Origin of the sequence: Planococcus sp. 107-1, assembly GCF_021513255.1 — a bacterium.
In the GTDB taxonomy this organism is placed as follows: domain Bacteria; phylum Bacillota; class Bacilli; order Bacillales_A; family Planococcaceae; genus Planococcus.
Window position 1 is genome coordinate 695259 of the sequence record NZ_CP090977.1, and the last position, 25664, is coordinate 720922.

24 protein-coding genes and 1 pseudogene are annotated in these 25664 nt (G+C 47.2%); 11 read left to right on the top strand and 14 right to left on the bottom strand.

The window, feature by feature from the left end:
* Positions 1–83 precede the first annotated feature (83 nt).
* On the top strand, positions 84–1154 hold the full coding sequence (locus tag L0M13_RS03820) for an alpha/beta fold hydrolase (RefSeq protein ID WP_235198364.1): 1071 nt from the start codon (positions 84–86) through the stop codon (positions 1152–1154).
* 102 nt (positions 1155–1256) lie between these two features.
* Here the strand turns inward: L0M13_RS03820 and L0M13_RS03825 are convergent, their stop codons facing one another.
* On the bottom strand, positions 1257–2015 hold the full coding sequence (locus L0M13_RS03825) for a GDSL-type esterase/lipase family protein (RefSeq protein ID WP_235198365.1): 759 nt from the start codon (positions 2013–2015) through the stop codon (positions 1257–1259).
* Positions 2016–2199: 184 nt separating this feature from the next.
* Between L0M13_RS03825 and L0M13_RS03830 the strand changes: the two genes are divergently transcribed.
* On the top strand, positions 2200–2625 hold the full coding sequence (locus L0M13_RS03830) for an OsmC family protein (RefSeq protein WP_235198366.1): 426 nt from the start codon (positions 2200–2202) through the stop codon (positions 2623–2625).
* A 60-nt stretch (positions 2626–2685) separates the two neighbouring features.
* On the opposite strand, the gene L0M13_RS03835 is transcribed toward L0M13_RS03830, so the two are convergent.
* The 4 genes from L0M13_RS03835 to aldA form a co-directional block, all read right to left on the bottom strand.
* On the bottom strand, positions 2686–3402 hold the full coding sequence (locus L0M13_RS03835; protein ID WP_235198367.1) for a 3-ketoacyl-ACP reductase: 717 nt from the start codon (positions 3400–3402) through the stop codon (positions 2686–2688).
* 131 nt (positions 3403–3533) lie between these two features.
* Entirely contained in the window at positions 3534–5261 is a 1728-nt protein-coding gene (gene ade / locus L0M13_RS03840; RefSeq protein ID WP_235198368.1) for an adenine deaminase, read from the bottom strand.
* 134 nt (positions 5262–5395) lie between these two features.
* Positions 5396–6631, bottom strand: a complete 1236-nt coding sequence (locus tag L0M13_RS03845) for a dicarboxylate/amino acid:cation symporter (protein ID WP_235198369.1) — start codon at positions 6629–6631, stop codon at positions 5396–5398.
* Between the two features lie 186 nt (positions 6632–6817).
* Positions 6818–8269, bottom strand: a complete 1452-nt coding sequence (aldA, locus tag L0M13_RS03850; RefSeq protein WP_235198370.1) for an aldehyde dehydrogenase — start codon at positions 8267–8269, stop codon at positions 6818–6820.
* Positions 8270–8489: 220 nt separating this feature from the next.
* Between aldA and L0M13_RS03855 the strand changes: the two genes are divergently transcribed.
* From L0M13_RS03855 to L0M13_RS03865, 3 genes are all read left to right on the top strand, one after another.
* A complete protein-coding gene (locus L0M13_RS03855) occupies positions 8490–8999 on the top strand; it encodes a Gfo/Idh/MocA family oxidoreductase (RefSeq protein ID WP_235198371.1) in 510 nt (169 codons plus the stop codon).
* Positions 8974–9270 carry an aspartate dehydrogenase domain-containing protein gene (locus L0M13_RS03860; protein WP_235198372.1) on the top strand — a complete coding sequence of 99 codons (297 nt, stop codon included), beginning with the start codon at positions 8974–8976 and terminating at the stop codon, positions 9268–9270. The genes L0M13_RS03855 and L0M13_RS03860 overlap by 26 nt, the downstream gene beginning before the upstream one ends.
* 122 nt (positions 9271–9392) lie before the next feature.
* Positions 9393–9647, top strand: coding sequence for a hypothetical protein (locus L0M13_RS03865; RefSeq protein WP_235198373.1), 255 nt, complete (start codon positions 9393–9395; stop codon positions 9645–9647).
* A gap of 86 nt (positions 9648–9733) precedes the next feature.
* Here the strand turns inward: L0M13_RS03865 and L0M13_RS03870 are convergent, their stop codons facing one another.
* Both L0M13_RS03870 and L0M13_RS03875 read right to left on the bottom strand, forming a co-directional pair.
* Entirely contained in the window at positions 9734–10249 is a 516-nt protein-coding gene (locus L0M13_RS03870; protein ID WP_235198374.1) for a DUF2812 domain-containing protein, read from the bottom strand.
* Positions 10227–10565, bottom strand: a complete 339-nt coding sequence (locus L0M13_RS03875) for a PadR family transcriptional regulator (RefSeq protein ID WP_235198375.1) — start codon at positions 10563–10565, stop codon at positions 10227–10229. The genes L0M13_RS03870 and L0M13_RS03875 overlap by 23 nt, the downstream gene beginning before the upstream one ends.
* A 197-nt stretch (positions 10566–10762) precedes the next feature.
* On the opposite strand from L0M13_RS03875, the gene L0M13_RS03880 reads away from it, so the two are divergent.
* Positions 10763–11734: an alpha/beta hydrolase gene (locus L0M13_RS03880; protein WP_235198376.1), complete on the top strand. Its 972-nt coding sequence runs from the start codon at positions 10763–10765 to the stop codon at positions 11732–11734.
* Positions 11735–11773: 39 nt separating this feature from the next.
* On the opposite strand, the gene L0M13_RS03885 is transcribed toward L0M13_RS03880, so the two are convergent.
* A complete protein-coding gene (locus L0M13_RS03885; RefSeq protein ID WP_235198377.1) occupies positions 11774–12853 on the bottom strand; it encodes a CdaR family transcriptional regulator in 1080 nt (359 codons plus the stop codon).
* 131 nt (positions 12854–12984) lie between these two features.
* On the opposite strand from L0M13_RS03885, the pseudogene L0M13_RS03890 reads away from it, so the two are divergent.
* The 4 genes and pseudogenes from L0M13_RS03890 to L0M13_RS03905 all read left to right on the top strand — a co-directional run bounded on the left by L0M13_RS03890 (position 12985) and on the right by L0M13_RS03905 (position 18605).
* Positions 12985–14114: pseudogene (locus tag L0M13_RS03890) on the top strand (glycerate kinase).
* Between the two features lie 13 nt (positions 14115–14127).
* Positions 14128–15477 (top strand): GntP family permease, encoded by a 1350-nt coding sequence (locus L0M13_RS03895; protein ID WP_235198378.1) that lies wholly within the window; start codon positions 14128–14130, stop codon positions 15475–15477.
* 233 nt (positions 15478–15710) lie between these two features.
* Complete coding sequence (locus tag L0M13_RS03900) at positions 15711–16907, top strand: M14 family zinc carboxypeptidase (protein ID WP_397443512.1); 1197 nt, start codon at positions 15711–15713, stop codon at positions 16905–16907.
* Between the two features lie 204 nt (positions 16908–17111).
* Positions 17112–18605, top strand: coding sequence for a phytoene desaturase family protein (locus L0M13_RS03905; RefSeq protein ID WP_235198379.1), 1494 nt, complete (start codon positions 17112–17114; stop codon positions 18603–18605).
* Between the two features lie 50 nt (positions 18606–18655).
* Here L0M13_RS03905 and L0M13_RS03910 read toward each other — a convergent pair whose 3' ends face one another.
* The gene (locus tag L0M13_RS03910; protein ID WP_235198380.1) at positions 18656–19552 is read right to left on the bottom strand and encodes a sulfurtransferase; all 897 of its coding nucleotides are present in this window, start codon (positions 19550–19552) and stop codon (positions 18656–18658) included.
* Positions 19553–19720: 168 nt separating this feature from the next.
* Here L0M13_RS03910 and L0M13_RS03915 point away from each other — a divergent pair, with 168 nt between their 5' ends.
* Positions 19721–20083, top strand: a complete 363-nt coding sequence (locus tag L0M13_RS03915) for a hypothetical protein (protein ID WP_235198381.1) — start codon at positions 19721–19723, stop codon at positions 20081–20083.
* Positions 20084–20132: 49 nt separating this feature from the next.
* Here the strand turns inward: L0M13_RS03915 and L0M13_RS03920 are convergent, their stop codons facing one another.
* From L0M13_RS03920 to L0M13_RS03940, 5 genes are all read right to left on the bottom strand, one after another.
* Entirely contained in the window at positions 20133–21098 is a 966-nt protein-coding gene (locus L0M13_RS03920) for an SDR family oxidoreductase (RefSeq protein WP_235198382.1), read from the bottom strand.
* On the bottom strand, positions 21095–22012 hold the full coding sequence (locus tag L0M13_RS03925; protein WP_235198383.1) for a bile acid:sodium symporter family protein: 918 nt from the start codon (positions 22010–22012) through the stop codon (positions 21095–21097). Before L0M13_RS03925 ends, L0M13_RS03920 begins: the two co-directional genes overlap by 4 nt.
* A 3-nt stretch (positions 22013–22015) precedes the next feature.
* Positions 22016–23764: a thiamine pyrophosphate-binding protein gene (locus L0M13_RS03930; protein WP_235198384.1), complete on the bottom strand. Its 1749-nt coding sequence runs from the start codon at positions 23762–23764 to the stop codon at positions 22016–22018.
* A 3-nt stretch (positions 23765–23767) separates the two neighbouring features.
* Positions 23768–24829, bottom strand: a complete 1062-nt coding sequence (locus L0M13_RS03935) for an iron-containing alcohol dehydrogenase (RefSeq protein ID WP_235199261.1) — start codon at positions 24827–24829, stop codon at positions 23768–23770.
* A 76-nt stretch (positions 24830–24905) separates the two neighbouring features.
* Positions 24906–25628, bottom strand: coding sequence for a GntR family transcriptional regulator (locus tag L0M13_RS03940; RefSeq protein WP_235198385.1), 723 nt, complete (start codon positions 25626–25628; stop codon positions 24906–24908).
* Positions 25629–25664 lie beyond the last annotated feature (36 nt).

Genomic DNA, 25664 nt, shown 5'->3' on the forward strand with positions numbered 1-25664 from the left:
ACCTAGGAAGTAGTTAGACTTTCTCCATACATAACACCTTGCTTCCTAAACTGAGGGAAATTCATGGGAAGGGCGGAATGTTGATGATTGAGAATTTGTTTTATTCACAAGAAAATCACGGGCCATTTGAGATTTATGAGTTAGGGGATTTTCAGCTGGAAGAAGGAGGGGTAATACCCAACTGCCAGTTGGCTTATACAACCCATGGCCAACTGAATGAAGCAAGAGATAATGTCATCCTGATTCCCACTTGGTTTTCAGGAACCAGCAAAGATTATGAAACTTACATCGGGGAAGGCAGAGCGCTTGATCCGACTGAATATTTTATCGTAGTCATTAACCAGATTGGAAATGGCTTGTCGAGTTCGCCGCATAATAGCCCGGATTCTGTCGGTATGAGCGCCTTCCCGAAAGTACGCATCGGAGACGATGTACGGGCGCAGCATCAATTGATTACGGAAAAATTCGGAATCGGGGAATTAGCTTTAGTGGTCGGCGGTTCGATGGGCGCGCAGCAAACTTACGAATGGGCAGTTCGTTTCCCGGATATGGTAAAGCGGGCGGCGCCGATTGCGGGCACTGCTAAAAATACGGTCCATGATTTTCTTTTCACCCAGACCTTGATGGATGCCATTACTTCTGATCCGGGTTGGAATGGCGGCAATTACACTTCCCATACAGAAGTCGCAGACGGCTTGAAGCGGCACGCCGATATTTGGGCCGTTATGGGCTTTTGTCTGGAGTTTTTCAATCAAGAAAAATGGGATTTGTTTGGTGTAGCGACTGTGGATGAATTGGTCGGAGGGTTTTTGGAACCGTTTTTCCAAGCGATGGACCCGAATGCGCTGCTTGCCATGGGTTGGAAGTGGCAGCGCGGCGATGTCAGCCGGTTAACGGATGGTGACTTGGAGAAAGCACTTGGGCGCATTAAAGCCGTCACTTACGTGATGCCAATCGATACCGATATGTTCTTTCCGCCAAGCGATTGCGAACGGGAACAGAAAATGATCCCGAATAGCGAGCTCCGGGTCGTTACGAGCATCGCCGGCCATTTCGGCTTATTCGGAGGAGAAGGGGAAGCGTATCACGGCCAAATCGACCGCCACTTGAAAGAGCTGCTTGCGGTGCCGGTTAAACAAGGTGTCCATGATTGATCAGACTATAAACGCATTTCGACCAACTCATCGAGGGGAACGATAAAAGAAAAATATACGGAAAAAAGCGGCCTTCAACATGAAGGCCGCTTTTTCATTTCGTTAACGGTGTTGGTGGTGTACGTGTTTGTGGCTTAATGCTTTTAAGCCGATTTTCGCGAGCTTTTCATGGCCGGCTTTAGTTGGGTGAATGTCTCCTTTGATCAAATATTTCGCTTGCTTATCGCCAAATGCCTGGTAGGAATCGGCCAATTTCACATTCTTATGCGAGTTAGCGACGTCTTTATACATGGCGTTAAGTTCCGGCAAGTACAGATCAGCGACATTATGGAATGGGCTGTTTAAGTGGAACGGATTGTATAAGTTGTACAGCACAACTTTCGCTTTCGTCAACGAGCGAATTTCTTTGACGATGGCATGGAGATTTTTAAACGCATCATTTCCAGCCAATTTTTTCTCAAGTAAACGATGGAACAATTTCGTATCGCCGCGGCTTTCTGCATAAGCAGCTCTCAAACTGGCAAGGAAATCGTTGCCGCCAATTTGGACAGTCACATAATCTGCTTTCTTCACTGACTGGCGGAAATGTTTATTTTTCTTGAGTGCAGCGAGCAGGTCATCGGTCTCTGCACCCGAAACCGCCAAATTTTTCACATGCACATCGGCTTTCTCTCCGATCAAATACGGATAGGCGTATTTTGCAGGCTGTTCGTTATTGCGCTCGGGGCTAAAGCCGAACGGGATGGAATCTCCTAAAGAAACTAAGGAATCGTGATGGCGGTCGTTATGGGCAAAAGCAGTCGTCAAAGGCAAAGAAAGAGCCATCACCAACAGGATGACAATTCGAAACAATTTGCTCATCAGGCGCACCTCCTTTCCTGTTTTTTTACTCAAAGTGTAATCCTCTGCAAAAAGAATGTCTGTAGTCAGAAAATACTGTTTTTTAATAAAACATCAGTTTATTAATACTGTACCTTTTGAAGAATAACGGATGAAACAATCTAACAAAGGGTATAGGGAAGAAAACTGGAAAGGGTGATGGGGAATGAAAGCAAGATTGAACTGGAACGGTGGAATGGCTTTTGATGGCTTGACGGAATCGGGCCACCGGGTGCTGCTCGATGCGGGGGAAGAAAGTGGGGGCGCGAATAGCGGACCTCGGCCGCCGGAAGTTTTATTGCATGCGGCGGCGGTTTGTACCGGAATGGACATTGTCTTAGTGCTCAATAAAATGCGCTTAAAAGTGGATGAATTTTATATGGATATCGAAGGCACTCGTGCTGAAGAGCATCCAAAGCGTTTCACTGAAATTGCCATCACGTATTATTTAAAAGGAGAGCTTCCGGAAGACAAAGTCATTCGAGCGATCAAATTATCGAGCGAAACTTACTGCACTGTCATCCATTCACTCAATGCCACGACCAGCTACCATTATGCGATCAATGATGAGCCTGTAAAAACCGTGGATTAAGGAAGGCAATTCAAAAAAACACCTCCGACAAAAATCGGAGGTGTTTTTGTATATCGCTTATTACGGGTTTGTTGACCAAAGGCCAGCTGATTTCAAGAGAACGCGTGGGTGAAGTTTCAATTGAGCCACCATCATTTCAGCCAAATCTTCCGGCTGCATGACTTTCTCCGGGTTGCCGTCTGTCAAGTTTCCTTCAATCGCAAGGTCGGTAGCGACGGTGCTTGGCGTCAAAGCCGTCACACGGATATTGTGTTTTCTGACTTCGAGCATCAACGATTCCGTTAATCCCATGACGCCGAATTTCGAAGCACTGTATGCGCTTGTTACTGGCGCGCCTTTTTGTCCAGCAGTTGATGAAATGTTGATGATTTCGCCGGATTGGCGCTCGATCATTTGCGGCAATACGGCACGGGTTACGTAATAGACACCCATTAAATTCGTATCGATCGTGTTTTTGAATTCTTCAGCCGATAATTCAAGGAATTTACCGAATTTGCCGATTCCAGCGTTGTTGATCAAAATGTCGATCGGTCCAAGTTCAGCCGTGATGTGCTCGACTGCTGCATTGACCGCGTCCATATCTGCTACGTCTGCGACAGCAAATACGGTTTTTACGCCGTATTGCTCAAGTTCTGCGGCTGTTTTTTCCAAATTGGCTGCCGTACGTCCGACAAGCCCTACATTGATGCCTTCTGCTGCAAAAGCAATCGCTGTTGCGCGTCCGATTCCTCGGCCAGCCCCTGTGATCAACGCCGTTTTTCCTGTTAAGTTTTGCATATATACCGCTCCTCTAGTGTGAAGAAATAAGTTCCATTCATCAGTGTAGCAAAATGCCGCGGAAAAACTAACTGAAGCGCTCAGGAAAAAGAAAAACAGCAGGAAAAATTCCTGCTGCGGGTGAAACGGGTTTATTCGGCTTCTGCAGCGACTTCGATGTGCCGGAAGCTTGCAACGTCGAACAAACCGCGGTCGGTCAATTTTAAATGGGGGATGACCGGCAATGACAAGAACGACAAAGTGAGAAAGGCATTGAAATGAGTGGGCGCACCGATTTGCAGCAAACTTTCATCCAAGGTTTTGAGCTGGCTATAAACGGCAGTAAAGGGTTCTTTGGACATGAGTCCGGCAATCGGAAGCGAGAGGCTCGCCAAAATTTTGCCATTTTGAACGACCACGAGGCCGCCTTGCAGTTGATGAAGGGCATCCGCTGCGCATTTGATGTCTTCATCATTCGTTCCGACGGCAATGATATTATGCGAATCATGTGCAACCGTTGTTGCAATCGCGCCGTTTTGAATGCCGAGCCCTTTGACGATGCCAAGCCCGATATTGCCGGTCGCCCGGTGGCGTTCAATGACTGCCATCTTCAAAAGGTCCTGATTGGCATCTGAAACAAAGAAGCCATTGGAAACAGAGGCTTTTTCAATGAGATGCTCTGTGATGAGATTGTTCGGGTTGATGCCGATGATATGGGCCGCCTTGCTTTCGCCTAAAGGGATCCGCAAGTCGCGAATCGACAGCTCCGCCATTTGAACCGTGTCTTGAACAGAAGAAGCATCGCTCTTTTCTTCGTTTGGCCCCGTGTAGCGGCCTTCTTTTGCAGCAAGCACACCGCCTTTATAGACTTCTGAAATCGTGAAATCCTCTAAGCTGTCGAGCAGCAGGAAATCTGCATCATAGCCTGGAGCAATCGCGCCTTTTTGAGTTAATCCAAAGCATTGCGCCGCATAAAAACTGCCCATTGAAATGGCTGTGATCGGCTGGATTCCTTGTTGGATGGCAACGCGTACGTTGTAATCGACGCTGCCTTCTTCCACTAAGTCATCCAGATGCTTATCGTCCGTACAGAACAAACAGCGATGCGCATTTTGTTCTGTGACGCCTTCAAGCAATGCATGAAGGTTTTTCGCGACGGACCCTTCACGCAGCATCACATATAAGCCGCGTTCAAGGCGTGACACCATTTCTTCTTTAGAGACGCATTCGTGGTCGGTTAAAATACCGGCAGTCCCGTATACATTGATGTCGTTTTCGGAAAGTCCCGCCGCATGGCCGTCGATTTGCGTGCTGAGCAAAAGCTTATCCAGCATTGCATCGTCTCCGCGCAAGACAGCAGGGAAATCCATTACTTCCGCTAAGCCGAGAACTTGGCCGCGCTGAAGAAAAGGGGCCAAGTCTTCTGCAGATAGCTTCGCTCCAGCGTTTTCAAAAGGAGTGGAAGGGACACACGAAGGAAGCATCACTTTGATGTCGAGCAACGTGGATTCTGCGTCTTTAAGCATGAATTCAATTCCTGCTATCCCGCTGACGTTGGCGATTTCATGTGGATCCGTTATCACGGTCGTAACTCCGTGCGGCAAGACGACTTGTGAAAATTGCCGTGGCGTCACCATCGACGATTCGATATGGACATGAGCATCGATCAAGCCAGGTGCGATAAATTTTCCAGCTGCGTCGATTTCAACTGCGCCTTCGTAATTGCCGATGCCGACGATCATGCCATCAGCAATGGCCACATCTCCAGTCGTTAAGCTTTTTGTAAAGACGTTGACGATGGACGCGTTTCGAATGACGAGGTCCGCCTTTTGTTGCTTGTTGGCGGCGTCGATTCTTTTTTTCAATTGGGCTTTATTCACAGTGCTCAGGCTCCTTTGAGTGGTTTCGGATAAAATAAACTATGCTTCATTTTACCTGAAAAAGAATGAAGGGACAGCAACAAATAAGAAAATAAAAAAGCGGCTGCATCTGCCTGCAGCCGCCTTTCAATTCGTTAAATAGATGCTTTCGCTGTATTTCGTTTCTTTTCGTTTTGATCGATTACAGCAGTTCCGACCAAATCGCCGGTCACGTTCAAGGCAGTACAGCCCATTCCGACAAGTGCATCGATAGCTGTCAGCAAGGCCACAGCTTCCATAGGCAAGCCGAGCTGGACAAATACGGTTGCAATCATGACGATACCGGCACCAGGAATCCCGGCTGTTCCGATGGAAGCAAGCGTTCCGACAAGCACGACCAATAACATATCCGTAAGGCTCAGTGGATCGCCGATTAGATTAGCGGCAAACACAGCCGACACAGCGATTCGGATTGCGGCGCCGTCCATATTGATTGTCGCACCGAGCGGAATGCTGAAGCCGTAGAGGCTTTTCGGTACGCCAAGATTTTTCGCCGCTGTTAAAGTCAGCGGCAATGTGCCTGAACTGCTTTGCGTAACGAAGGCCGTAAGCATCGGTGTACGCGCCTGTTTAAAGAATCGGCCAGGTTTGACTTTGAACAGGATCAAAATAAGGGTGTAGAGAACGATTTGAACAGCAAGTGCCGCATACAAGACAAGAATCATTTCCCCTAAAGAGAAGAGCGTATCCAAGCCTTGGCTGCCGACCGTTTTCGCCATGATGGCAAAGACGCCGATCGGCACGTATTGAAGGACGATTTTCAAAATCAGCAGCGTCGCTTCATTCAACGCTTCGATTGATTTATAAAGATGGCCGCCGAGTTCTCCGAGTTCGGAGGAACTGCGCATATAAGAAATGGCGATGCCGAATGCAAATGCTGTGAAAATGATGCCAAGCAAATTGAGTTCGCTGAACGCAGTGAAAATATTAGACGGTACAATATTCAACAGAACGCTGACGATGCCTGGATTATCCGGAACATCAAACGTTTCGCTGCCGTCCAGCTGCATGCCGGTTCCCGGCTGGAAAATGCTCGCCACTGCCAACCCGACTATGATGGCAAATGCGGAACTGAACGTGTAGTAAAGGAATACTTTTCCGCCCATGCGCCCGAGGTCGCCGATCTGGGTCTGGTTAACGCCGACAATAAGAGTGAATAAGATCAGCGGGATGATTAAGAACGTCAGCAAATTCAAAAGCAAATCGCCGAAAGGGGCAAGTACAACAGCGTCTTCTCCAAAAATGACGCCGACCACGATGCCGAGAATAAGTGCAACGGTAATTTTTAAAATTAACGAGGCATCTAAATATTTTTTCCAAATGGCTTTCATAGACTAAGGTCCTCCTGAAGGGATAATTAATTATCTAGTTAATACTGATAGATTTACTAGGAATTATATTTTAAGTTATAGCACAAAAGGAATCTTGTCAAAACCAATGCTCAAATTACAGGATTATCAGAAAGAAGCAAAAGAAAAAGATGCAAAACGGCCACCGCTTTGCATCTTTTCAATTCCTTATTGTTTATCATTTTTGTATTGCATATAGACGACTTGAGTGGCCAGAAAATCTTCCATCCCGTGTTTCCCATCAGCTCCGCCAAGTCCGGACTGGCGCATGCCGGCATGATAGCCTTGAATGGCTTCGAAATTCTCCCGGTTTACGTAAGTTTCACCGAATTTCATTTCATTGACGACGCGCATCGCTTCGTTTAGATCATCTGTGTAAACGGAAGACGATAAACCGTAGACGGTGTCATTCGCTTTTTCAATGGCTTCGTCCAAGGTTTTAAACGTAGTGATTGGAAGGACGGGCCCGAAAATCTCTTCCCGGATGATCGCTGAATCATGTTCTACATTCGTCAAAATGGTTGGCTTGTAGAAAAAGCCGTTGTCAAAATCAGGACGCTCTCCGCCAGTCGCGACTACAGCACCTGCAGCTACAGCTTCTTGAACCATTTCTTCAACCGTTTCAAGACGGTCTTCGCTGATTAGCGGACCTACTTCGACGTCTTTGTCCTGTCTCGGATTTCCGAGTTTTTTCGCTTCAAATGCTTTGATCAATTTCTCGGTCAATGCTTCCGCTACGCTTTCATGGACATAAACACGTTCTGCATTTGTGCAGGCCTGGCCGCCATTCGCTAACCGTGAAGCGGTGATGGCTTCGGCCGCAAGATCCAAATCGGCGTTCTGTGTCACGATGGCCGGTGCTTTGCCGCCCAGCTCCAAGTTTACTTTCGTGATGTTCTGCGCTGCCGCTTCCATCACTTTCGTTCCAGCCTGGACACTGCCTGTCATGGTGATCAATTGCACTTTTTTGTGGGAAGCAAGTGCGTTGCCGATTTCAGAACCGGTACCCATCACGACATTGTAAACACCAGCTGGAATTTCTTCCATTGCATCTACGATCTTGGTGAATTCCATGGTGGTATTTGGCGTCTGCTGGCTCGGTTTGATAACAATCGTACAGCCTGTCACTAAAGCCGTCGCAACTTTGCGCGCTAAAATGAAAACCGGGAAATTCCATGGAATGATTCCCGCTACAACGCCGATCGGCTTTTTGTAGACGAGGATATTTTCATTCGGGCGGTCGCTTGGCACGATTTCGCCTTCAATTCTTCTGGCCCATTCGGACATATAATGGAAATAATCAATGGCTAAATCCACTTCTCCGCTCGCTAATTCATAATCCTTTCCTTGTTCTTCCTGCAATAAATCAATGAACGTATCGCGTCTTTTCGCGATTTCGTCGCCTAGTTTCCGGACAATCTTCCCGCGTTCGATATTTGGGGTCAATTCCCAGGCTTGCTGAGCTTGAAAAGCAGCTTCGACGGCTTTATCTACATCTTCTGCCGTGCCTTTTGGGATTCTGGAGATGACTTCTTCAGTGGAAGGATTGAGGATATCAATCCATTCAGTGCCAGTGGATTCTACGTATTTGCCGTTCACGTACAGTTGGTGGTTTTGCAAATCAATTCCTCCTAATATTTTGAGTTTAGTGTATTTTTCCCTTAAACCAATTTACTAAACTGAGGACAATACACTAAAAATAGGATAAATTCGTTGTACAAGAAATTCTTTCCTTTGGAAAAGGGGTGAAGGAAGAAACAAATGGAATTCATGTATAATGGATAAAAGCAAGTGGCATTAGCAAATCGGGAACCAATCAATTTCCAAAAGGAGGCGGACCATGAATATTGGGATTATCGGAACGGGTAATATTGCTTCGTATCTATTGGAACAAATCAACCAGTATCAACAGGCAGATGGGCGGGTCATTGCCATTTTCGGACGCAACGAAGAAATGGGCCAGCAATTGAGCGAACGGTTTGAAGCTGATTTCTATACGGACCTTCAAGGCTTCTTGAATCTGCCGCTTGATATTGTAGTCGAAGCAGCAACGGTCGAAGCGGCGGGGATTTATGTGAAAGATGTCGTGGAGCATCAAAAGGACCTCGTCGTCGGCAGCATCGGCGTCTTCAAGGACATCGCCTTTCTGGAAGAATTGAAAAGCTTGGCGGAAGCAAAAGGGACGAATATTTATTTGCCTTCCGGAGCGATTGGCCGGGTTGGATGTGCTGCAATCGGCGAAAGCGGCTGGCGGCTTGGAACGTGTCCAAATCACGACCCGAAAATCTCCGGCATCACTCGGCGTAGAAGCAGAAGAAGAAAGAGTGATTTTCGAAGGCTCTGCGTTTGAAGCGGTTGAGAAATTCCCAAAGAATATCAATGTGGCTCTAGTGCTTGCGATTGCCGGCATCGGCGTCGATAAGACACGCGTCCGCATCATTGTCGATCCGGATATCGAGCGGAATACCCATACGATTGAAGCGGAAGGGACATTCGGCCGGATGAAACTGCAGGTTGAAAACAATCCGATGCCAAGCAATCCGAAAACAAGCTTGCTTGCGGCTTTGAGTATCCTTTCAGTACTGCAGAATCGAGGGAATGCGCTGCGGATCGGAAATTGATTTGGGAATAATAGACATAATTTTTTCTGCTGTATGTTACACTTGTACTAGCAAAACAAATGATAGAGTCATGCAATCGACATGATGGTTCTTCATTCCAACACTCTGCAAGGAGGGCTAAAATGAAAAAGACATTTGAAACAACTTACGAAGGACGCAGCATCGTAGTGGAAAATCGCTGGCTGGACGGCGAAAAGCTGTTCATCGACGGGGAGCTGCAGGATGAAAACCTGGGCCTCAGTTTTCGGGGGAATCTAACGGGGCAGTTGAAAGGCCTCGATGGCATGCAACAGGTGAAAGTAACGATTGGCGGTTTCTTCACAATTGAATGCAAAGTGTTCGTGGATAACGCTTTGGTTTATTCCAGCAGTTATTAAACTGAATAGAAACAGTGAAACCCCTGAATTCCAGGCCGTTATTAAAAGGCTCTGGATTCAGGGGTTTTTTTAATCGACCGAGGAAATTAAATCAGTTTTTCCGCTCTTCTCATTTGCCGCAGCAATTTGATGAAGAGGAAGATGTACAGGATGACGACAGCACTTACTAAAATCAGTGCGAATTTTGACAGCAAATTGCCATTCCATGTCAGCACGATGCCGATTTGGCTGACAAGCATGCAGATGAAAATAGCGACATAGAAAAGCAGCATCCGCTTGTACATGCTTTTAATGGAAGCGGGATCGGAATATATCCGTTCGTCTCCGATGGTATTTTTGTCGGCACGGAAATAATGGTATTGGCCAAGCTCGGTTTGCATATGCTCCCAGCCGGCTTCTGTGTAAAGCTCGAAATATTCTTCGCTCGATTCCTGAAAATCCGTTTGGTAAATATACGATTTCGATGGATCTTCTTCAAAATAATAAAATCCCCAACGGTATTTATAGAAATGGAATCCTTTCGCAGACATTTCCGTCAGCCAATTGGCTTCTTTTTCGATATCGTAGGCGAGCGTGAGTTTAAATTTCTTCATCGTCTTCATCTGTTTCAGCTCCCTTCAAGATTTCATCGCTGATGGCCAGCATCTTTTTAAAGCGCTCGTACTCCAGTTCGAAAACCGTTTGCCCTTCATCGGTCAGCCGGTATGTCTTTTTTTGGCGGCTTTCTTTTTCAGCGGTGACAAGTTCGATGAGTTTCTGTTTCTGCAAATTAGTTAAGACACCGTATAGTGTGCCCGGTGCGAGGACAATGTCCCCGTCGCTGTATTTCTCAATTTTCTTGATGATGCCGTAGCCGTGCAATGGTTTTTTCGATAACGCGAGTAAGACCAGATACGTGGATTCCGATAAAGCTTGCATGCCGTCACCTCTTTCATTAATACCTTGACACTCGATATATCGTTACTCATAGTATATTCGCTGATATATCGAGTGTCAAGGTATCAGAGATTTAATTCGAAAATTAAAGAGGCGAGATTTGTTTCTTGCCGCAAAGTTCTTGGTAAGATAGCATACAAATTAAGATGAAAAAGCACTGCACTAAGCGGGAGAAGCGATTGAATATCACGCCGGACATGATCGATAAAGAATTAAAGCTGCGGGGAAAACTTTTGGACCGCTTGGTCACCAAATCGACGGAAGAAGAGTTTATCGCATCCATGCATAACTCCAAAAAACAGATGGATAAAAGCAAAGGGAAAGATGTAAAGGGCCTGGATTGCAACGAAGTGCTGATCAGCCGAAAAGATGATTCCTTGATTCGTGTGCGGATCTATAAACCGCTTTATCCGGTGAAAGATGTTCCGGGGGTGCTATGGATGCATGGAGGCGGCTACGCGCAAGGGGTGCCTGAAATGAGCGGCAAGATGTATCAGCGTTTAATCGAAACGAAAGATTGTGTGATCATCGCACCGGATTACCGGCTATCGATTGAGGCACCGTATCCGGCGGCGCTTGAAGACTGCTACGAAGTTTTAATGTGGATGAAAAACCATGCAAACGAACTGGGCATCCGAGCCGATCAATTGATGGTCGGTGGGGAAAGCGCTGGCGGCGGATTGACGGCTGCTTTGGCCTTATATGCACGAGACCGGGGAGAAGTGAATCTCGCTTTTCAGATGCCCCTTTATCCGATGATAGACGACCGCATGGAAACAGAATCCGCACGTGAAAATAATGCGCCGGTCTGGAATTCGGACACGAATCGCTGGGCATGGAAATTGTACTTAGGGAAGCTGGAGGGACAAGATGTGCCTGCCTATGCAGCAGCAGCACGGGCAGCGGATTATCGCGAGTTGCCGCCGGCTGCGACCTTTGTCGGCGACATTGAGCCGTTTCGGGACGAAACTGTGCAATACGTCGAAAACTTGCGGAATGCAGGTGTGCCGGTAGATTTCAACATCTACAAAGGTGCTTACCACGGTTTTGATATCATCCATTCAAAAGCGGAAATCAGCCGCGCAGCGAGAAATTTCCTAATGGACTCTTTCAAATACGCTGCAGAAAATTACTTCGCACCGCAAACTTAAAAGAGCTCGGCAGATGAGTTGATCTGCCGAGCTCTTTTTTTAGGAGTTTCGAAGTGCAAGTGCGAGGTAGATGACAACCGCATCCTTGAATTCAGTTGGATCTAAACCTGTCAGCTCATGAATTTTTTTCAAGCGGTAAGTCAATGTGTGGCGGTGAATGTTCAAGCGTGCAGAAGTATCCGCATGGTTTTTATTGCACGACAGGAATTCGGTCAAGGTCTGGCATAAGGTATCGCTGAGTCCACTTAGGATCCGGTTTGTGAATTTCTCGAGTTCATCTTTTGGATTTCGCTTCAGGAGGGCCATCAGCTCAACGTCTTCAAAATAAATCAATTGCTGGCCAGGCTTGCCGAATTTCAAAGCATTTCGTGCAGCCAAATAGGAAGTGCGGATATCGAAAATGCTGTCGACTAGGATACCGACCCCAATTCTGCCAGGAGCGGTTTTCTGCAGAAAATGAAGCAAGCTATACAGTTCCTCTTCGAGTTTTGACGGGCCGGCACCTGCAATGAGCAGAAAGATTTCGTTCAGCTGTGAATGGCCGGCGATGACGGTTTGGCTGTCAAAATGCGATTCGAGCTGTTCAATGATCCGCTGCGAAGAAGAAGGCGGTTTTTTCAATTCAATCAAAAGGGTGGTAAAAGACATTTTCCCTTCGAGGCCCATTTGGAAAATCCGTTCATGGATGGCTGCGGATAAGGGTTTGCCGCTCGTCAATTCTTCGAAAATCAATTCGTTGCGCTTCCGGTTCCATTCGATATGGGAAGTGATGAGCGACTGGTGGACCATCATTTCCGTCGTCAGTTGAACGAGTGTCGAAATTTCTTTCAGCTCTTCAGGGTTGCCCGTAATGCCGATCACACCGACGAGATTTCCTTGAAAGTGGATCGGCATATTGATGCCGGGTTTGACGCCTTGCCATTCAGTAAGGTCTGCTTCTAATATCACTACGGTTTCACCGGTTCTTGCAACCTGTGCTGCACCTTCATGAATTTTTTCAATCCGCTCCGCTTCCCCTGATGCCAAAATCATGCCTTTTGTATCCATGACATTCAAATTGCGGTTTAGCCGGATCATCGTTTGTTCGACAATTTCTTCCGCTAGCTGTTTTGTAATCATGATTACTCCTCAATGTATATATATTCTCATTATTTTGTTAGTAAAGTTATACGTTAAGTATAATGTATCCGCTTTGCCTTTTCACTATAATTCATGTAAGCGCTTTATTTAAAAGCAAGGAGGTTTGGGCAGTGAAGATTTTAGTAGCACCGGATTCATTTAAAGGCAGCTTGTCTGCAATGGAAGCAGCTCAAGCGATGAAAGAAGCGATAGCAGAAATGGATCAAAATCCAGAAATCGTATTGCTGCCGGCAGCGGACGGTGGGGAAGGCACTATGGCAACCATGGTGGAAGCAACAGAAGGCAATTTGGTCAGCCATACTGTCGAAGATCCGCTCGGTCGCCAAGCAGCAGCCGCTTATGGCGTATTAGGTGACGGCAGCACCTGTGTCATCGAAATTGCGGAAGCATCGGGACTTATGCTTCTCGGTCAACATGAACGGAATCCTTATGCGGCATCGTCATACGGCACCGGGGAATTGATCCGCCATGCACTTGATGCAGGGTTCCGGAATTTTATCATCGGGCTCGGTGGAAGTGCCACAAATGATGGAGGTGCTGGAATGCTTGAAGCACTCGGCATGAAGTTTCTGGATGAGAAAGGGGAAGTGCTTCCACGCGGCGGCGGGCGTTAGGTGACCTTGCGAGGATTGATGATTCCGGTTTTGATAAGAGGATTTTAGAAAGCCGTTTTGTCATCGCCAGTGATGTGGAAAACCCGCTTGTCGGATCAAACGGTGCCTCCGCTGTATTCGGTCCGCAAAAAGGAGCTTCCAAAGAAGCGGTCGAGAAGCTTGACGCCAATCTTCGAAACTATGCAGATATTGTCGAGCGGCAGACGGGCATTGCTTTGCACGACCGCAAAGGAGCGGGAGCTGCAGGTGGTGCAGGCGGCGCCATGCAGGCCTTTTTCGGAGGGCAGATGCAGCGCGGCATTGATGTCGTACTGGATGCCATTCTTTTCCACCAGCATCTCGGGACAGTCGATCTCATTTTAACGGGAGAAGGAAAAACCGATAGCCAGACTTTATCCGGCAAGACGCCACTCGGCATCGCTGAAGCGGCACAAAAAGCAGGAAAGCCCGTTATTTTAGTTTCCGGTATGGTGGACGCAGCAAGCTTGCCACTTCTCAAGCCTTATTTTACAGAAATCCATTCGGTGGTCGGGGAAGATGTAACAGCTAAACAGTCAATCGCTGAACCCTATCATCAGTTGAAGTTGAAGACAAAAAAAATCATGACAGCGTATTTAAAAAACTAAAAGGGGTGTTGAGATGTTATTCGTGATTATTGCTTTAAGTGTTGTCCTGGTTGTGTTGTTGACGGCCGTATTCAAGCTTCATCCGTTCTTATCGCTATTGATTGGCGCGTTTTTCATGGGAATCGCTTCCGGTATGCCGCTTGCAGATGTGGTCTTAAGCGTCAACGAAGGCTTCGGCGGGTTGATGACCAGCATCGGGATCGTCATCGTTGCCGGAACCATTATCGGTGTCATTTTAGAAAAATCTGGCGCCGCTTACCGGATGGCGGAAGTGGTATTGCGCCTGATTGGGGAAAAGCGGCCGCAGCTTGCGATGTCAATCATCGGCTTTATCGTTTCGATTCCCGTTTTTTGTGATTCTGGATTCATTATTTTATCAAGCTTGAAAAAAGCTTTGGCGAAACGTGCAAAAGTCTCGATTGCCTCGATGTCTGTTGCACTTGCAACCGGTTTGTATGCAACGCATACTTTAGTGCCGCCGACGCCGGGCCCGATTGCAGCTGCCGGCAATATCGGCGCTGAAAATTACCTCGGCACAATCATTTTAATCGGTTTGATCGTCGCGATTCCTGCTGCAGTGGTCGGCTATTTCTGGGCAGTCAAAGTCGCTTCGAAAATTGAAGTCCCTGAAGATACCGTTAAAAGCGGGGATTTGAGCTATGAAGAAGTGATCAAGTCTTTTGGTGAAATGCCAACTACTTTTAAAGCTTTCTTGCCAATTGTTCTTCCGGTTATCTTGATCGGTGCGGGTTCTGTAGCAAGTGTGCTCGGTGGAGAGGATGGATTTACGAATGTCTTGAAATTCCTCGGTTCGCCGACTGTTGCCCTTTTAATCGGTGTTTTCGCAGCATTCTTCTTGCTGCCAAAATGGAATGAAGAAAGTTTGACCGGATTAATTGGGGAAGGGCTTGTCAGTGCGGCGCCGATCCTATTGATCACTGGCGCCGGCGGAGCTTTCGGCCGCGTCATAACTAATTCAGGTGTCGCAGATTTGATAGCGGAAATGGATTTGTCGGCACTTGCGGGCGGTTCGCTGTTCCTGCTGATTCCGTTCCTGATTGCTGCAGCTTTGAAAACAGCGCAAGGTTCTTCAACAGCGGCACTTGTCATCACTTCAACATTGATCGCACCGCTTCTGCCGTCGCTCGGCGTTGAAGGGGCTGTACCGTTAGCGTTGGTCGTTATGGCAATTGGTGCCGGCGCCATGACAGTGAGCCATGTAAACGATAGTTTCTTCTGGGTCATCACTCAGTTCAGCGGCATGAAAGTGACCGATGCGTACAAAGCGCAGACAATGGCCACTTTGCTGCAAGGAGTGACAACGATCGTCTTTACGATGATCTTATGGACGATACTCGTCTAAAGATAAAGTCATTTTCCTTCGGGAAGATGGTTTTATTTTTTATTAGTATTTAGTGAGTCGAAGTATTTAGTTGCATTAAACTTTTGATGCATGAATTTACAGGAGATTGGCTGGAAATAAAGACTAAAGAATTGAAAATTCAAAATAAATTTACTATTCGTTTTAGGCTTGTTATGCTGATTTCGGTAAAGTAAATAATTTGAAGAAAAAAGAGTCTAAGGGAGTGGATGTTTTTGAAGAGGAAGTTTGCGAGTACGCTTGGGGTATTGGGTTTATGTACGGCACTGGCGATGCCGGTATATGCGGTAGGCAATGATGTAAAGCCGGCCACGCATCATCACGACAACAGTATTTCTGGATTTATCGATTATCAGGAACTGCAAAAAAGTTTGCGGCAAATTGAATCGACAAGTAAAGGTGTTGTTCAAGTAGATGTAGCTGGGCAATCGCATGAAGGCTTGGACATTTATACGGCAAGAGTGGGTACTGGAGACAAAGTCTTGTTGATTCAAAGTGAAATTCACGGCAATGAAAAGACTGGAACGGTAGCGATTTTGAACTTGCTGAAAACTTTGTCCAGCAATTCGAAGCAGGCACGTGAAATTCGCGAAGAAGTCACGCTTGTATTCATGCCGATGATGAATCCAGACGCTTCTGAAGCCGACAAGCGCCGCAATAGCCTGACATGGACCGAAATGCTTGAGAGCTTCCCGCAATTAGAAGGTGCAGCAAAATCATGGAATTATCTCGACCGCGGCATTAGCCAGAATTATGACTACGGTGCGAATCCTGGATTTGATGTAAACCGCGACTTTAACCCGGATCTCAATTATGTGCCAGAAGCCCAAGATTTTCCGGGTGCATCCGATCAGCCGGGCTGGTTTATCACACCTGAATCGCAAACTTCCCGTGATGTCTACAAATCCTTGCAGGAAGAGTTTGGCAACGTTGATGTGTTCGTCGACTTGCATCACCAAGGGCTTTATTATGTCGACGGAACGGCTGATCCTGTAACGCTTTCCTTGTCTGCCGAATTTGTGCCGGATCCGACAACGCCTGATGGTTCGAAATACGCGGCCTATGCAGATAACTACAATTTCGATTTCTCGAGACAATTGAATTTATTGGCCTACAACGAACTTCAATCTTACGGCAACTCGAAATTCACGAATATCTCCCTGTATTCGCAAGACCTGGATCTGCCAGGGACGGCGCTCGGCTCGTATGCACTCAATGGCAGCGGAACTGTGCTTTTTGAAGTGCGGGGACAGACGCAGAGCTTAGGGCAGAAGGAAAAAGGGCAGCTGGTCAAATCGGTTGAGCGCGGACTTTCCGCTATTATCGAAGGAGTAGCCGATGATTCGGTTAACCAATTGAATCCAGAAGACTATGAAGATATTCCGCTTACTTCCTACAGCCCGGCTTTTTAAAACTTGTAAAACCTGCAATTCCTTTTACGGAGCTGCAGGTTTTTTTCTGTTTTAGAAAACTTATACAATCATTATATTTACTAGGTTTTTAAAAGCTCTAGGGAGGGAATAAAGAGGATTATGGCTATAGCTGAAGAATCTTTACGTTAAGGTTAAAGAGGCGGCTATAGAAGAATATCGGGGGGAAAGAAGGGCGGTACATATATGGTGAATCAGAAAAAATCCGTAATCGTAATTGGAGGAGGCCTTGGCGGTCTATCTGCTGCGATTTCTCTTGCACAAAAAGGCTACCAGGTTTCTTTATATGAAAAAAATGAACACATTGGCGGGAAAGTGAATCGGTTGGAACAAGACGGTTTTGGCTTTGATCTTGGCCCGTCCATTTTAACGATGCCGCATATTTTTGACCGATTGTTCCAAGGCAGCGGCAAGCGCTTGGAAGATTATGTACCGATCCAACGGCTTGAGCGGGAATGGCGTTCGTTCTTCCCGGACGGCACAGTGCTTGACCTTTTCCACGATCTTCGGTTGATGGAACGGGAAAACCCGTCACTGTCCAAAAAGGACATGAAAGAATACTATGCGCTGCTGAAGTACGCTCGCCGCATCTATAAAACCACCGAGCACAGTTATTTAAAAGAAGGCTTTGAATCGCCAAAAGAAGCGGTTGCCCAAAACGGCATCCTTGCGACTTTGACCGGCTTCGATTTGACTTCGACAATGTACAGCGCAATCTCTAAACGCATCAGCAATCCACATTTGCGCGATATGCTGTCTTATTACGTCAAATACGTCGGCTCATCGCCTTATAGCGCACCGGCCGTCCTTAATATGATGATTTACATGCAGCATGCACAAGGCTGCTGGTATGTAAAAGGCGGTACGCATAAACTGGCAGAAGGCTTAGAAAGATTGGCGCGGGAAGAAGGCGTACAAATCCATACGGGTATGGGCGTTGTTCGCGCACATACCAACCAGAACAAAGAAATTGCAGGCGTTGAACTGGAAGACGGCTCGTTCAAAACAGCTGACTACTATGTTTCCAATATGGAAGTCATTCCGTTCTATAAAAAAATGGTCAAAACGGATGAGAAGTTTGTCGAGAAGCTGGAGAAGAAATACGAACCGGCAAGCTCCGGGCTTGTGCTTCATCTGGGCGTAAACCGGCTATATCCACAGCTGAACCACCATAATTTCTTCTTTTCCGAGAATTTAAAAGAACAGATGGACAAAGTGTTCGAAAAGCACGAGCTGCCGGACGATCCGACAATTTACCTTGTCAATGTCAATAAAACCGATCCAACACAGGCACCGCCAGGACATGAGAACATTAAGATCCTGCCCCATATTCCGTATATCCAAGACAAGCCGTTCACACCGGAACAATACCGGGAATTTGAAGAGCGCGTGCTCATTAAATTGGAACGGATGGGACTTCATGGCCTGCGAAATCACATCGTAACGCGCGACGTCTGGACGCCGCATGACATTGAGCGGGTTTATGGCTCAGACCGCGGCGCAATTTACGGCACAGTTTCCGATAAAAACAAAAACGGAGGCTTCAAGCATAAAAAACAAAGCGACCTTTACGACAATCTGTATTTCGTCGGCGGCACCGTCAACCCGGGCGGAGGCATGCCAATGGTGACGCTCAGCGGCATGCAAGTAAGCGATAAGATTGTAAAGCGCGATCAATAAAGAATATAAAAAGGCACACTCAGTTTTAAAGAGTGTGCCTTTTAATTTGTTTACTTCGTACTTTTAACGATCGGGCAAGAAGGGTCGCTCGCCCATTCGTTCATCGATCCATCGTAGACCGCCACGTTCGGCTGGCCAAGCTTATTCAAAATCAAAGCATTCCAAGTGGCTGCAATACCGCCGCCGCAATAAGCAATGACTTTTTTGCCTGGATCCAGGGCGCCGGTATGTTCAAACAAAGCCCGGAGTTTGTCGTCGTCATAAAGCGCTTTTGTTTGCTCATCCGCATGAAGGCCGAAAAAGACGTTCTCACTTCCGGGGATATGGCCGCTTCTTGGGTCATCTGTTTGAGTGCCGGCATATTCTTCCGGTGACAAGCTGTTGATCAAAATGGTTTGTTCATCGTCCATCGCTTTTTGGACCTCTTCTTTAGTAGCGAGCATGCCATCATCACGCTGTCCGGAAAAGTTCGCTTTCGGGTAATCAGGCGTCTCCGTTGATAAGGGCCGTTCCTCTGCAAGCCATTTCTGCAAACCGCCTTCTAAAATCGCCACTTGGCCGAATCCCTCATAGCGCATCTGCCAAGAAAGCCGTGATGCCCAGTAGGAAGAGGCGATGGATTCACCGACTAACGCGTTTTGGTCATAAATTACGGTATAGAGGCCGTCTCCAATTCCAAGCTCCGTCATTTTTTCAATGAAGGTTTCACGGGAAGGCACGGTGAACGGAAGAGCGGAATCCGTGTCCGATAATTCACCGACAATGTCCGCATAAACTGCTCCTGGGATATGGCCATTCTCGTAAGAAGCTCTGCCGGACTCGACTTCAGGCGGCCCGCCGGCTTCCGGAAATTTCATGAAGACTGTTGCATCAACGATCCGCAATTTTGGATCGTCGAGATGTTCAGCAAGCCATTCGGTTGTTACAATCAATGGAATATCATTCATTTAAGTTCCTCCTTTGCCTCATTGCTTCCACTCTACGCTGTAGGAAAGAAAGGCGTCAAAAATTATGCATTCACTTTATGGGTGGAATAGTTTCCGAAAGAAATTTAACCCGTATTTAATCTTTGGAATTTAAAATTAACGCTAAACCAGTCGGAAAGGGTGAAAGCGTTGAAGAAAATCATTGAAGTCAGTGGCATCACTTCAATCAAGCACAACCATTTTACATTTATCGGCGAAAAAAGATTGATTGAGTCTTCTCCATTTGTCATTAAGAAAGCGCCAGACGGAAGCCGGTATCATTTCGACAAAGAAGATCTGGAAAAAATGAGTGAATACGAAAAGGACCTTGCGCCTCATGATGAAAAAGACCAGATGAGCAGAAAAGAATACATTGAAAGCATGAAAAAGGAATTTTACCATCAAATCCGTTCGGGAAATATGGATGAAATTTTAGCCAAATTCTATCGATTGGAAGAAGGAAGCCTCGAATTGAAGTGGGTGGGGCCAATTGATCCGAAATTTAAAATTTAAAGCGTTTTAAAGGAATAGAAAAAAAGCTTCCATTTCGGAAGCTTTTCTTTTATTCTCCTGGCCAAGCTTTGGCAATGTAATTCTCAAAAACTTGCCGGGAAGTGAAAGTAGGGGTGAAGCCGAATTCTTTTTTCAAGCGCGTGTTGTCCAATACTGGGCGGTAGCGGAGGAAGTTGAGCTGTTCTTCTCCGTATTGGGTCAAGTTCAAGCGCTTTAAGACGAATAATCCATTTTTAACGACTCCTGCAGGCAAGCGCATCGTCTTTTTGCCAAGCAGGCGGCTAAGGTCAGTAATTGTCACGGCGCCGTCGCCGGCGACATTGAAGATGCCGGTCTGTTCATTGGAAATGGCTTGGATGAGGCATGCGACGACATCCTGGTCCCAGATGAAAACGAACGGGCTTTCAGATCCACGGATGCCCAGCACTACAGGTTTTTCGAAAAGGGCCGTGATTTGATTGTTGACGTTCTTCCCAAGAATGGTCCCGATCCGGAAAATGATTTGTTCAAGTTCCGGATGGGCAATCCGGTAATCCGCCATCATCTTTTCAACGAGCCGTTTATGGTGGGAATAGGCGAATTCCTCGTTTCCGCGCAGCGGATCCGTTTCCACCAGCCATTCCGGATTATCCGGGCGGTAGCCGTATGCTGCCCCGCTCGAAGTCACAACAATCCGCTTAACGCCTGTTGCCACACAGGCATCCAACACATTTTGGGTGCCGAGGACATCTACAGAATACTCGAACTCCCGGTTGCTTTTCTTGCCAGGCGTCACAATGGTCGCTAAATGGACGACGGTATCGATCTGTTGGCTTTGCATGAAATCGGCAAACTCGGGTGCGCGAACGTCCATTTTATGATAATCCGTCATAACGTCTGGAATATAAGCAGGCTGGTCGCGGATATCGGTAGCTACAATCCGCCAGTCTTTTTCCTCTGTTGAAATCTTTTTTTCTAATTTCTGTACGAGCTGGCTGCCGATATAGCCGGCTGCTCCTGTGATTAAGATATTCATATAGTGACCTCCTCGACTTTCGGGGCCGGTCGTTTTGACCAATAGAGCGCAAGCGTCAACCCGCTGATGATATGCCAGACCGACCACCAAGCAGCAACGATGGCCATGCCGCCGAGCCCGTCAAAAAAGTTGAAGACGAGAATCAGGCAAAGCCCGGAGTTCTGGATGCCCACTTCGATGGCAATTGCCCGGCGGTCTTTTTCAGGAAGTTTGAACGCACGTGCTGAAAAATAACCGGTTAACAGAGCGACCAAGTTATGCAGGAAGACAGCAATAACGACCATGCCGACGTATTCCACGAAATAATTGAAGTTAGCGGCTAAAGCCCCGGCAACAAAGATCAAGAAGAAGACGATAGAGAATTTCTTCATCCAGCCACTTGCTTTTAAAGACCACCGGGGCGCTTTGTGATTGACATACATACCGAGCGCCAGCGGAATGCCGAGCAGGATTACGATTGATTGGACCAAGTCTCCCGGAGCAATGCTGAATGACTTCAAAATTTCATTAGTCGGTCCGTACAAAGAGCCCCAAAGTATCGTATTGAACGGCATCATGATAATTGATAGGGCAGTTGAAACGGCTGACATGCTGATGGACAGCGGTGTATTGCCTTTTGCCAAATGCGTCAGGAAATTTGATAGGTTTCCGCCAGGTGCTGCAGCGACTAAGAACATGCCGAGGGCAATGCTCGGTTGCGGCTGGAGGACCAAAACCAATAGGAAAGTCAGCGCCGGCATAATGAAAAATTGTGCGCTGAGCCCGATCAGGAACGGTTTCGGTGAACGCAATGTCCGTTTAAAATCTTCCGGCTTCAAGTCCAGGGCCACGCCGAACATAATGAAGCCGATTAAAATATTCATCAACAGCAAAGTCGTCGGATTGAAATTGAGTTGAATATCATCGATTCCCATAGTTTATTTCCCCTTTGGTTCGGCGTGTAGGTCTTTAAAATACTTAAGTCCCGGAGCCCACATATGCTGAACAGGGTTGACGTCGCAATGGATGACTGCACATTTTCCGCTGGCATAGGCTTGTTCAAGTGCAAAGCGCAAGTCTTTCGGATCGCTAACCCGTGCCCCGTGTGCGCCCATGCTTTGAGCCAGTTTGTCGAACTGGATTTCGCCAAGATCGGATTTGATGCTTTCTTCTGCGCTGAGCGATTTTTTAATCAAAGTTTTAACGGGTTTTAAGGCGAAATGCTGGTTCATCTTCACCATGCCCCATTGCTTATCGCAGAATACGATATAAATGACGCGTAGATTATTGCGCACAGCCGTTTCGATTTCTTGCGGATGGAAGCCCATCGCGCCGTCGCCGATCATGCAGACAACGGGTTTGCCAGGATTCGCTGCCGCAGCACCGAGTGCCTGAGCCGTTCCGGCACCGAGCATGCCGAATTTGAATGTCGAAAAGACAGTAGCCGGCTTTTCAATTTGATAATAGAAGTTCGACCAGATCACCGTATTGCCGCCATCGAAAACAACAGGTGTATCAGGCGGAAATACTTTTTGGACGGTTGCCGGAATGATCGCGGAATTCATCGGCACGGACGAATCGGATAACTTTTCATCCAGTTTTCTTCGGTCTTTTTGGCGTTCCTGATTAAAGCGGTCGATGTATTTTTGCATCGAAGCGCGATCGATTTGAACTTTTTTCATTTCTAATTTTGCCAGCAGCTTGGTCAGGAAACTTGCAATATCGCCTTGAATGGCAAGCTCTGCGGGTTTATTGCCGCCGAGAATGGCTGGGTCGATATCGACTTGGATCACTTTCTGCTCTTTGTTCCAGTAAGGCGCTTTGCCCCACCAGTCGGTTTCGCCAAGCCTTGAACCGAGCACAAGGACTAGATCGGATTCGTTATGGATGTTGTTCGTCGCTTCGATATGGACCATCGGCATCGTGTGCTGGCTGCTTTCAGGAATTGCGCCGCGGCCTGCCCAGCTCGTCGTCACAAGGGTATTAAGCAATTGCGCCACTTTTTCAAGCGGGGCAGAAGCTTTCGCATGAGTGACACCATAGCCCGCATGGATTGTCGGGAACTTCGCTTTCAGCAAAAGTTCGACGGTTTGGTCAATCTGAGCATCAGAAGGTTCAACTTGGGTGATGGAGCGATATTGATGAGGCTGCAAAAAAGCCGGTTCCTCTTTGAATTTGCCATTCATGATGTTTTCAGGAATGTCTAGATGGACGACACCTGGACGGCCTTCGTAGCATTTGCGCAAAGCCCGCCGCATCATTTCTGGAATCCGTTCGAATGATGGAACCGCTTCGCTCCATTTGGCGAGCTGTGAAATGACGCCGGATTGGTTGAAGCATTGGTAGGTGCCGACGCGGTCCGGATACATGATGCCGGTGCGGCGTGAACTCGTGATGACCAAAACCCGGTTGCCTTCTGCTTCTTCTACGACCAACCCAGGGAGGATGTTCGCTACCCCCGGTCCGTTGCTTGCCATACAGACACCCAGTTTCCCGGTAGAACGGGCATAAGCGCCGGCCATATGTGCAGCACTCGTTTCGTGGCGCGGTGTGATCAGTTCAATGCCGTGCGGCTTCAGTTTGGAATAAAAGCCGAAATACGTGCCATCGATGATGCCGAATAGATGTTGAACCCCTTCAATTTCCAACATTCTTGCTAAAACTTCTCCGCCTGTAATTTCTCCCATTTTTCATTCCCCCAATAAGTCAGTTGCTAGTTTTTGATAAATATCGATGATGTCTTGTTTTATAGGTGTTTTCCGGTTGGTTGCAATGCCGTTGCCGGCTAATGCATCTTCTGCCAATGTCGGAATGGCCGATTGGAATTGTTCCAGATCCAACCGTTTTTTCGCTGCTTCTTTTAACTGGAATGCATCATTTAAGCTCTCGATATATGCGGCTATATTTTCAGTCTGCAGTGCTTTTGCAATTTCCGCATACCGGGCGCTGGCCGCTTTTTCGCCGAATGAAATCACGTACGGATGCATTAAAGCGACACTCAAGCCATGCGGCAGCGAAAAGCTGGTGCCAAGCGGCCGGGCAGTGGCATGCGCCAGATTCGTTGAACTGTTCGAAAAGGCGAGTCCGGCAAAAAAACTGCCCCGAAGCATATCATCGCGCGCTTTTAAGTTTTCTGGTTCGTGATAAACAGTGCGGATGGAATTGCCGATCAAGCGGATTGCTTCAAGTGCAAAAGCATCGCTGATCGGGGTCGCCCGGGTCGAGACAAATGCTTCCATGGCATGGGTTAGGGCATCCAGGCCCGTTTCCGCAGTGATTTGCGGCGGCATACTGATCGTCAGTTCCGGATCTAAAATGACGGCATCCGGAATCAAGGCTGGATGCCCCGGATTCAATTTTCGGTTTTGGGCCGTATCGGTGATCACCGTGACTTTGGTGGCTTCACTGCCGGTTCCAGAAGTGGTTGGTACCGCGATCAACGGGATTTTCTCCAATCTTTTTTGCTGCGGTATATCGGCTAACCCGAGCTGTGGATTTGCAGCTAATACGGATAAAGCTTTGGCGAGATCAAGTGCTGTACCGCCGCCGATTGCCAGAATGCCGTTGGCTTGAGTTTCTTTGAAGTGCTTTAAAGCATCCTGCAAATGACCGGTCGTCGGTTCACTTTGGAAATCAGTGAAATAATGAAAATCGAAACCGTTTGAAGCGGCTTCCTCAAAACTCCTATTTAGCGTGGAGCGGTTCTTTCGCTCAGCAAAACGAAAATGGAATTCATATGTAAGTCTTTGCAGAGTGCCGGCAACTCCCTGATGCTTCCGGCCCCGTGGATGATTTGAGGTCCAAAGTAAAAATGCGAAACCAGCTGACTCACCGTCCTTGTTTGGTCATCTTGAGCCGGAATACATACATTTCCGGTTTTACGACACTCGTATAATATTCAATCGGTTGACCCGCAGCGTCTTTGATCAGGCGGTCGACCACCATGCCGTTAATGCCCGTTTCAAGTTGAAGATGTACGGCATCTTCTTTTTGTAAGGGCTTACAAGTTATCGCTTGCTCGGCTTCATGCAGCGTGACATTCAAGTCATTTTCCAACACTTCGTAGATGGTGATGCTTTGTAAATCATAGGTATCAAGTGCTGCTCCGAGTTCCGTCGAATAGTAATGGCTTTCGATGGCAATCGGTTCACCATCTGCTGTCCGGAGACGTTTGATCAAATGCAAACGGTCTTTTTTCATGTAATGAGCAATCGATTCCGGCGGTGCAACTTCACCGCTGAAAAGCAGTTTCGATCCTGGCTTCATGCCCATCTGTTTAACGGTATCCGTTAAGCTATGGATTGCATGGAGCCATTCGTGGACTTGTTTATTGCGTTTGATGAACGTTCCTTTTCCGTGAACTTTTTCCAATATCCCGTCATTGACAAGATGATTTACGGCTTCCCGAATCGTCGTCCGACTAACAGAAAATCGTTCCATCAATTCCCGTTCGCTCGGAACTTTTTCCTGATAAGCCCCATCGGCAATTTCTTGCTTAAGTAAATCCCTTATTTGAAAGTGATAGGGAACAGGGCTGTCTGTATCGAACATTAAAATCCTCCTTTATTCATCATGACGTCACTACCA

Bases quoted from the DNA above. Each gene is read 5' to 3' on its own strand.
- L0M13_RS03875 (WP_235198375.1), bottom strand. From the start codon at position 10,565: ATGCAAGCTTTATCGGAATCCACGTATCTGGTCTTACTCGCGTTATCG.
- L0M13_RS03825 (WP_235198365.1), bottom strand. From the start codon at position 2,015: ATGAGCAAATTGTTTCGAATTGTCATCCTGTTGGTGATGGCTCTTTCT.
- L0M13_RS03940 (WP_235198385.1), bottom strand. From the start codon at position 25,628: ATGTTCGATACAGACAGCCCTGTTCCCTATCACTTTCAAATAAGGGAT.
- L0M13_RS03930 (WP_235198384.1), bottom strand. From the start codon at position 23,764: ATGGGAGAAATTACAGGCGGAGAAGTTTTAGCAAGAATGTTGGAAATT.
- L0M13_RS03835 (WP_235198367.1), bottom strand. From the start codon at position 3,402: ATGCAAAACTTAACAGGAAAAACGGCGTTGATCACAGGGGCTGGCCGA.
- L0M13_RS03865 (WP_235198373.1), top strand. From the start codon at position 9,393: ATGAAAAAGACATTTGAAACAACTTACGAAGGACGCAGCATCGTAGTG.
- L0M13_RS03820 (WP_235198364.1), top strand. From the start codon at position 84: ATGATTGAGAATTTGTTTTATTCACAAGAAAATCACGGGCCATTTGAG.
- L0M13_RS03855 (WP_235198371.1), top strand. From the start codon at position 8,490: ATGAATATTGGGATTATCGGAACGGGTAATATTGCTTCGTATCTATTG.
- L0M13_RS03895 (WP_235198378.1), top strand. From the start codon at position 14,128: ATGTTATTCGTGATTATTGCTTTAAGTGTTGTCCTGGTTGTGTTGTTG.
- L0M13_RS03845 (WP_235198369.1), bottom strand. From the start codon at position 6,631: ATGAAAGCCATTTGGAAAAAATATTTAGATGCCTCGTTAATTTTAAAA.
- L0M13_RS03830 (WP_235198366.1), top strand. From the start codon at position 2,200: ATGAAAGCAAGATTGAACTGGAACGGTGGAATGGCTTTTGATGGCTTG.
- L0M13_RS03870 (WP_235198374.1), bottom strand. From the start codon at position 10,249: ATGAAGACGATGAAGAAATTTAAACTCACGCTCGCCTACGATATCGAA.
- L0M13_RS03905 (WP_235198379.1), top strand. From the start codon at position 17,112: ATGGTGAATCAGAAAAAATCCGTAATCGTAATTGGAGGAGGCCTTGGC.
- L0M13_RS03925 (WP_235198383.1), bottom strand. From the start codon at position 22,012: ATGGGAATCGATGATATTCAACTCAATTTCAATCCGACGACTTTGCTG.
- L0M13_RS03910 (WP_235198380.1), bottom strand. From the start codon at position 19,552: ATGAATGATATTCCATTGATTGTAACAACCGAATGGCTTGCTGAACAT.
- L0M13_RS03920 (WP_235198382.1), bottom strand. From the start codon at position 21,098: ATGAATATCTTAATCACAGGAGCAGCCGGCTATATCGGCAGCCAGCTC.
- L0M13_RS03885 (WP_235198377.1), bottom strand. From the start codon at position 12,853: ATGATTACAAAACAGCTAGCGGAAGAAATTGTCGAACAAACGATGATC.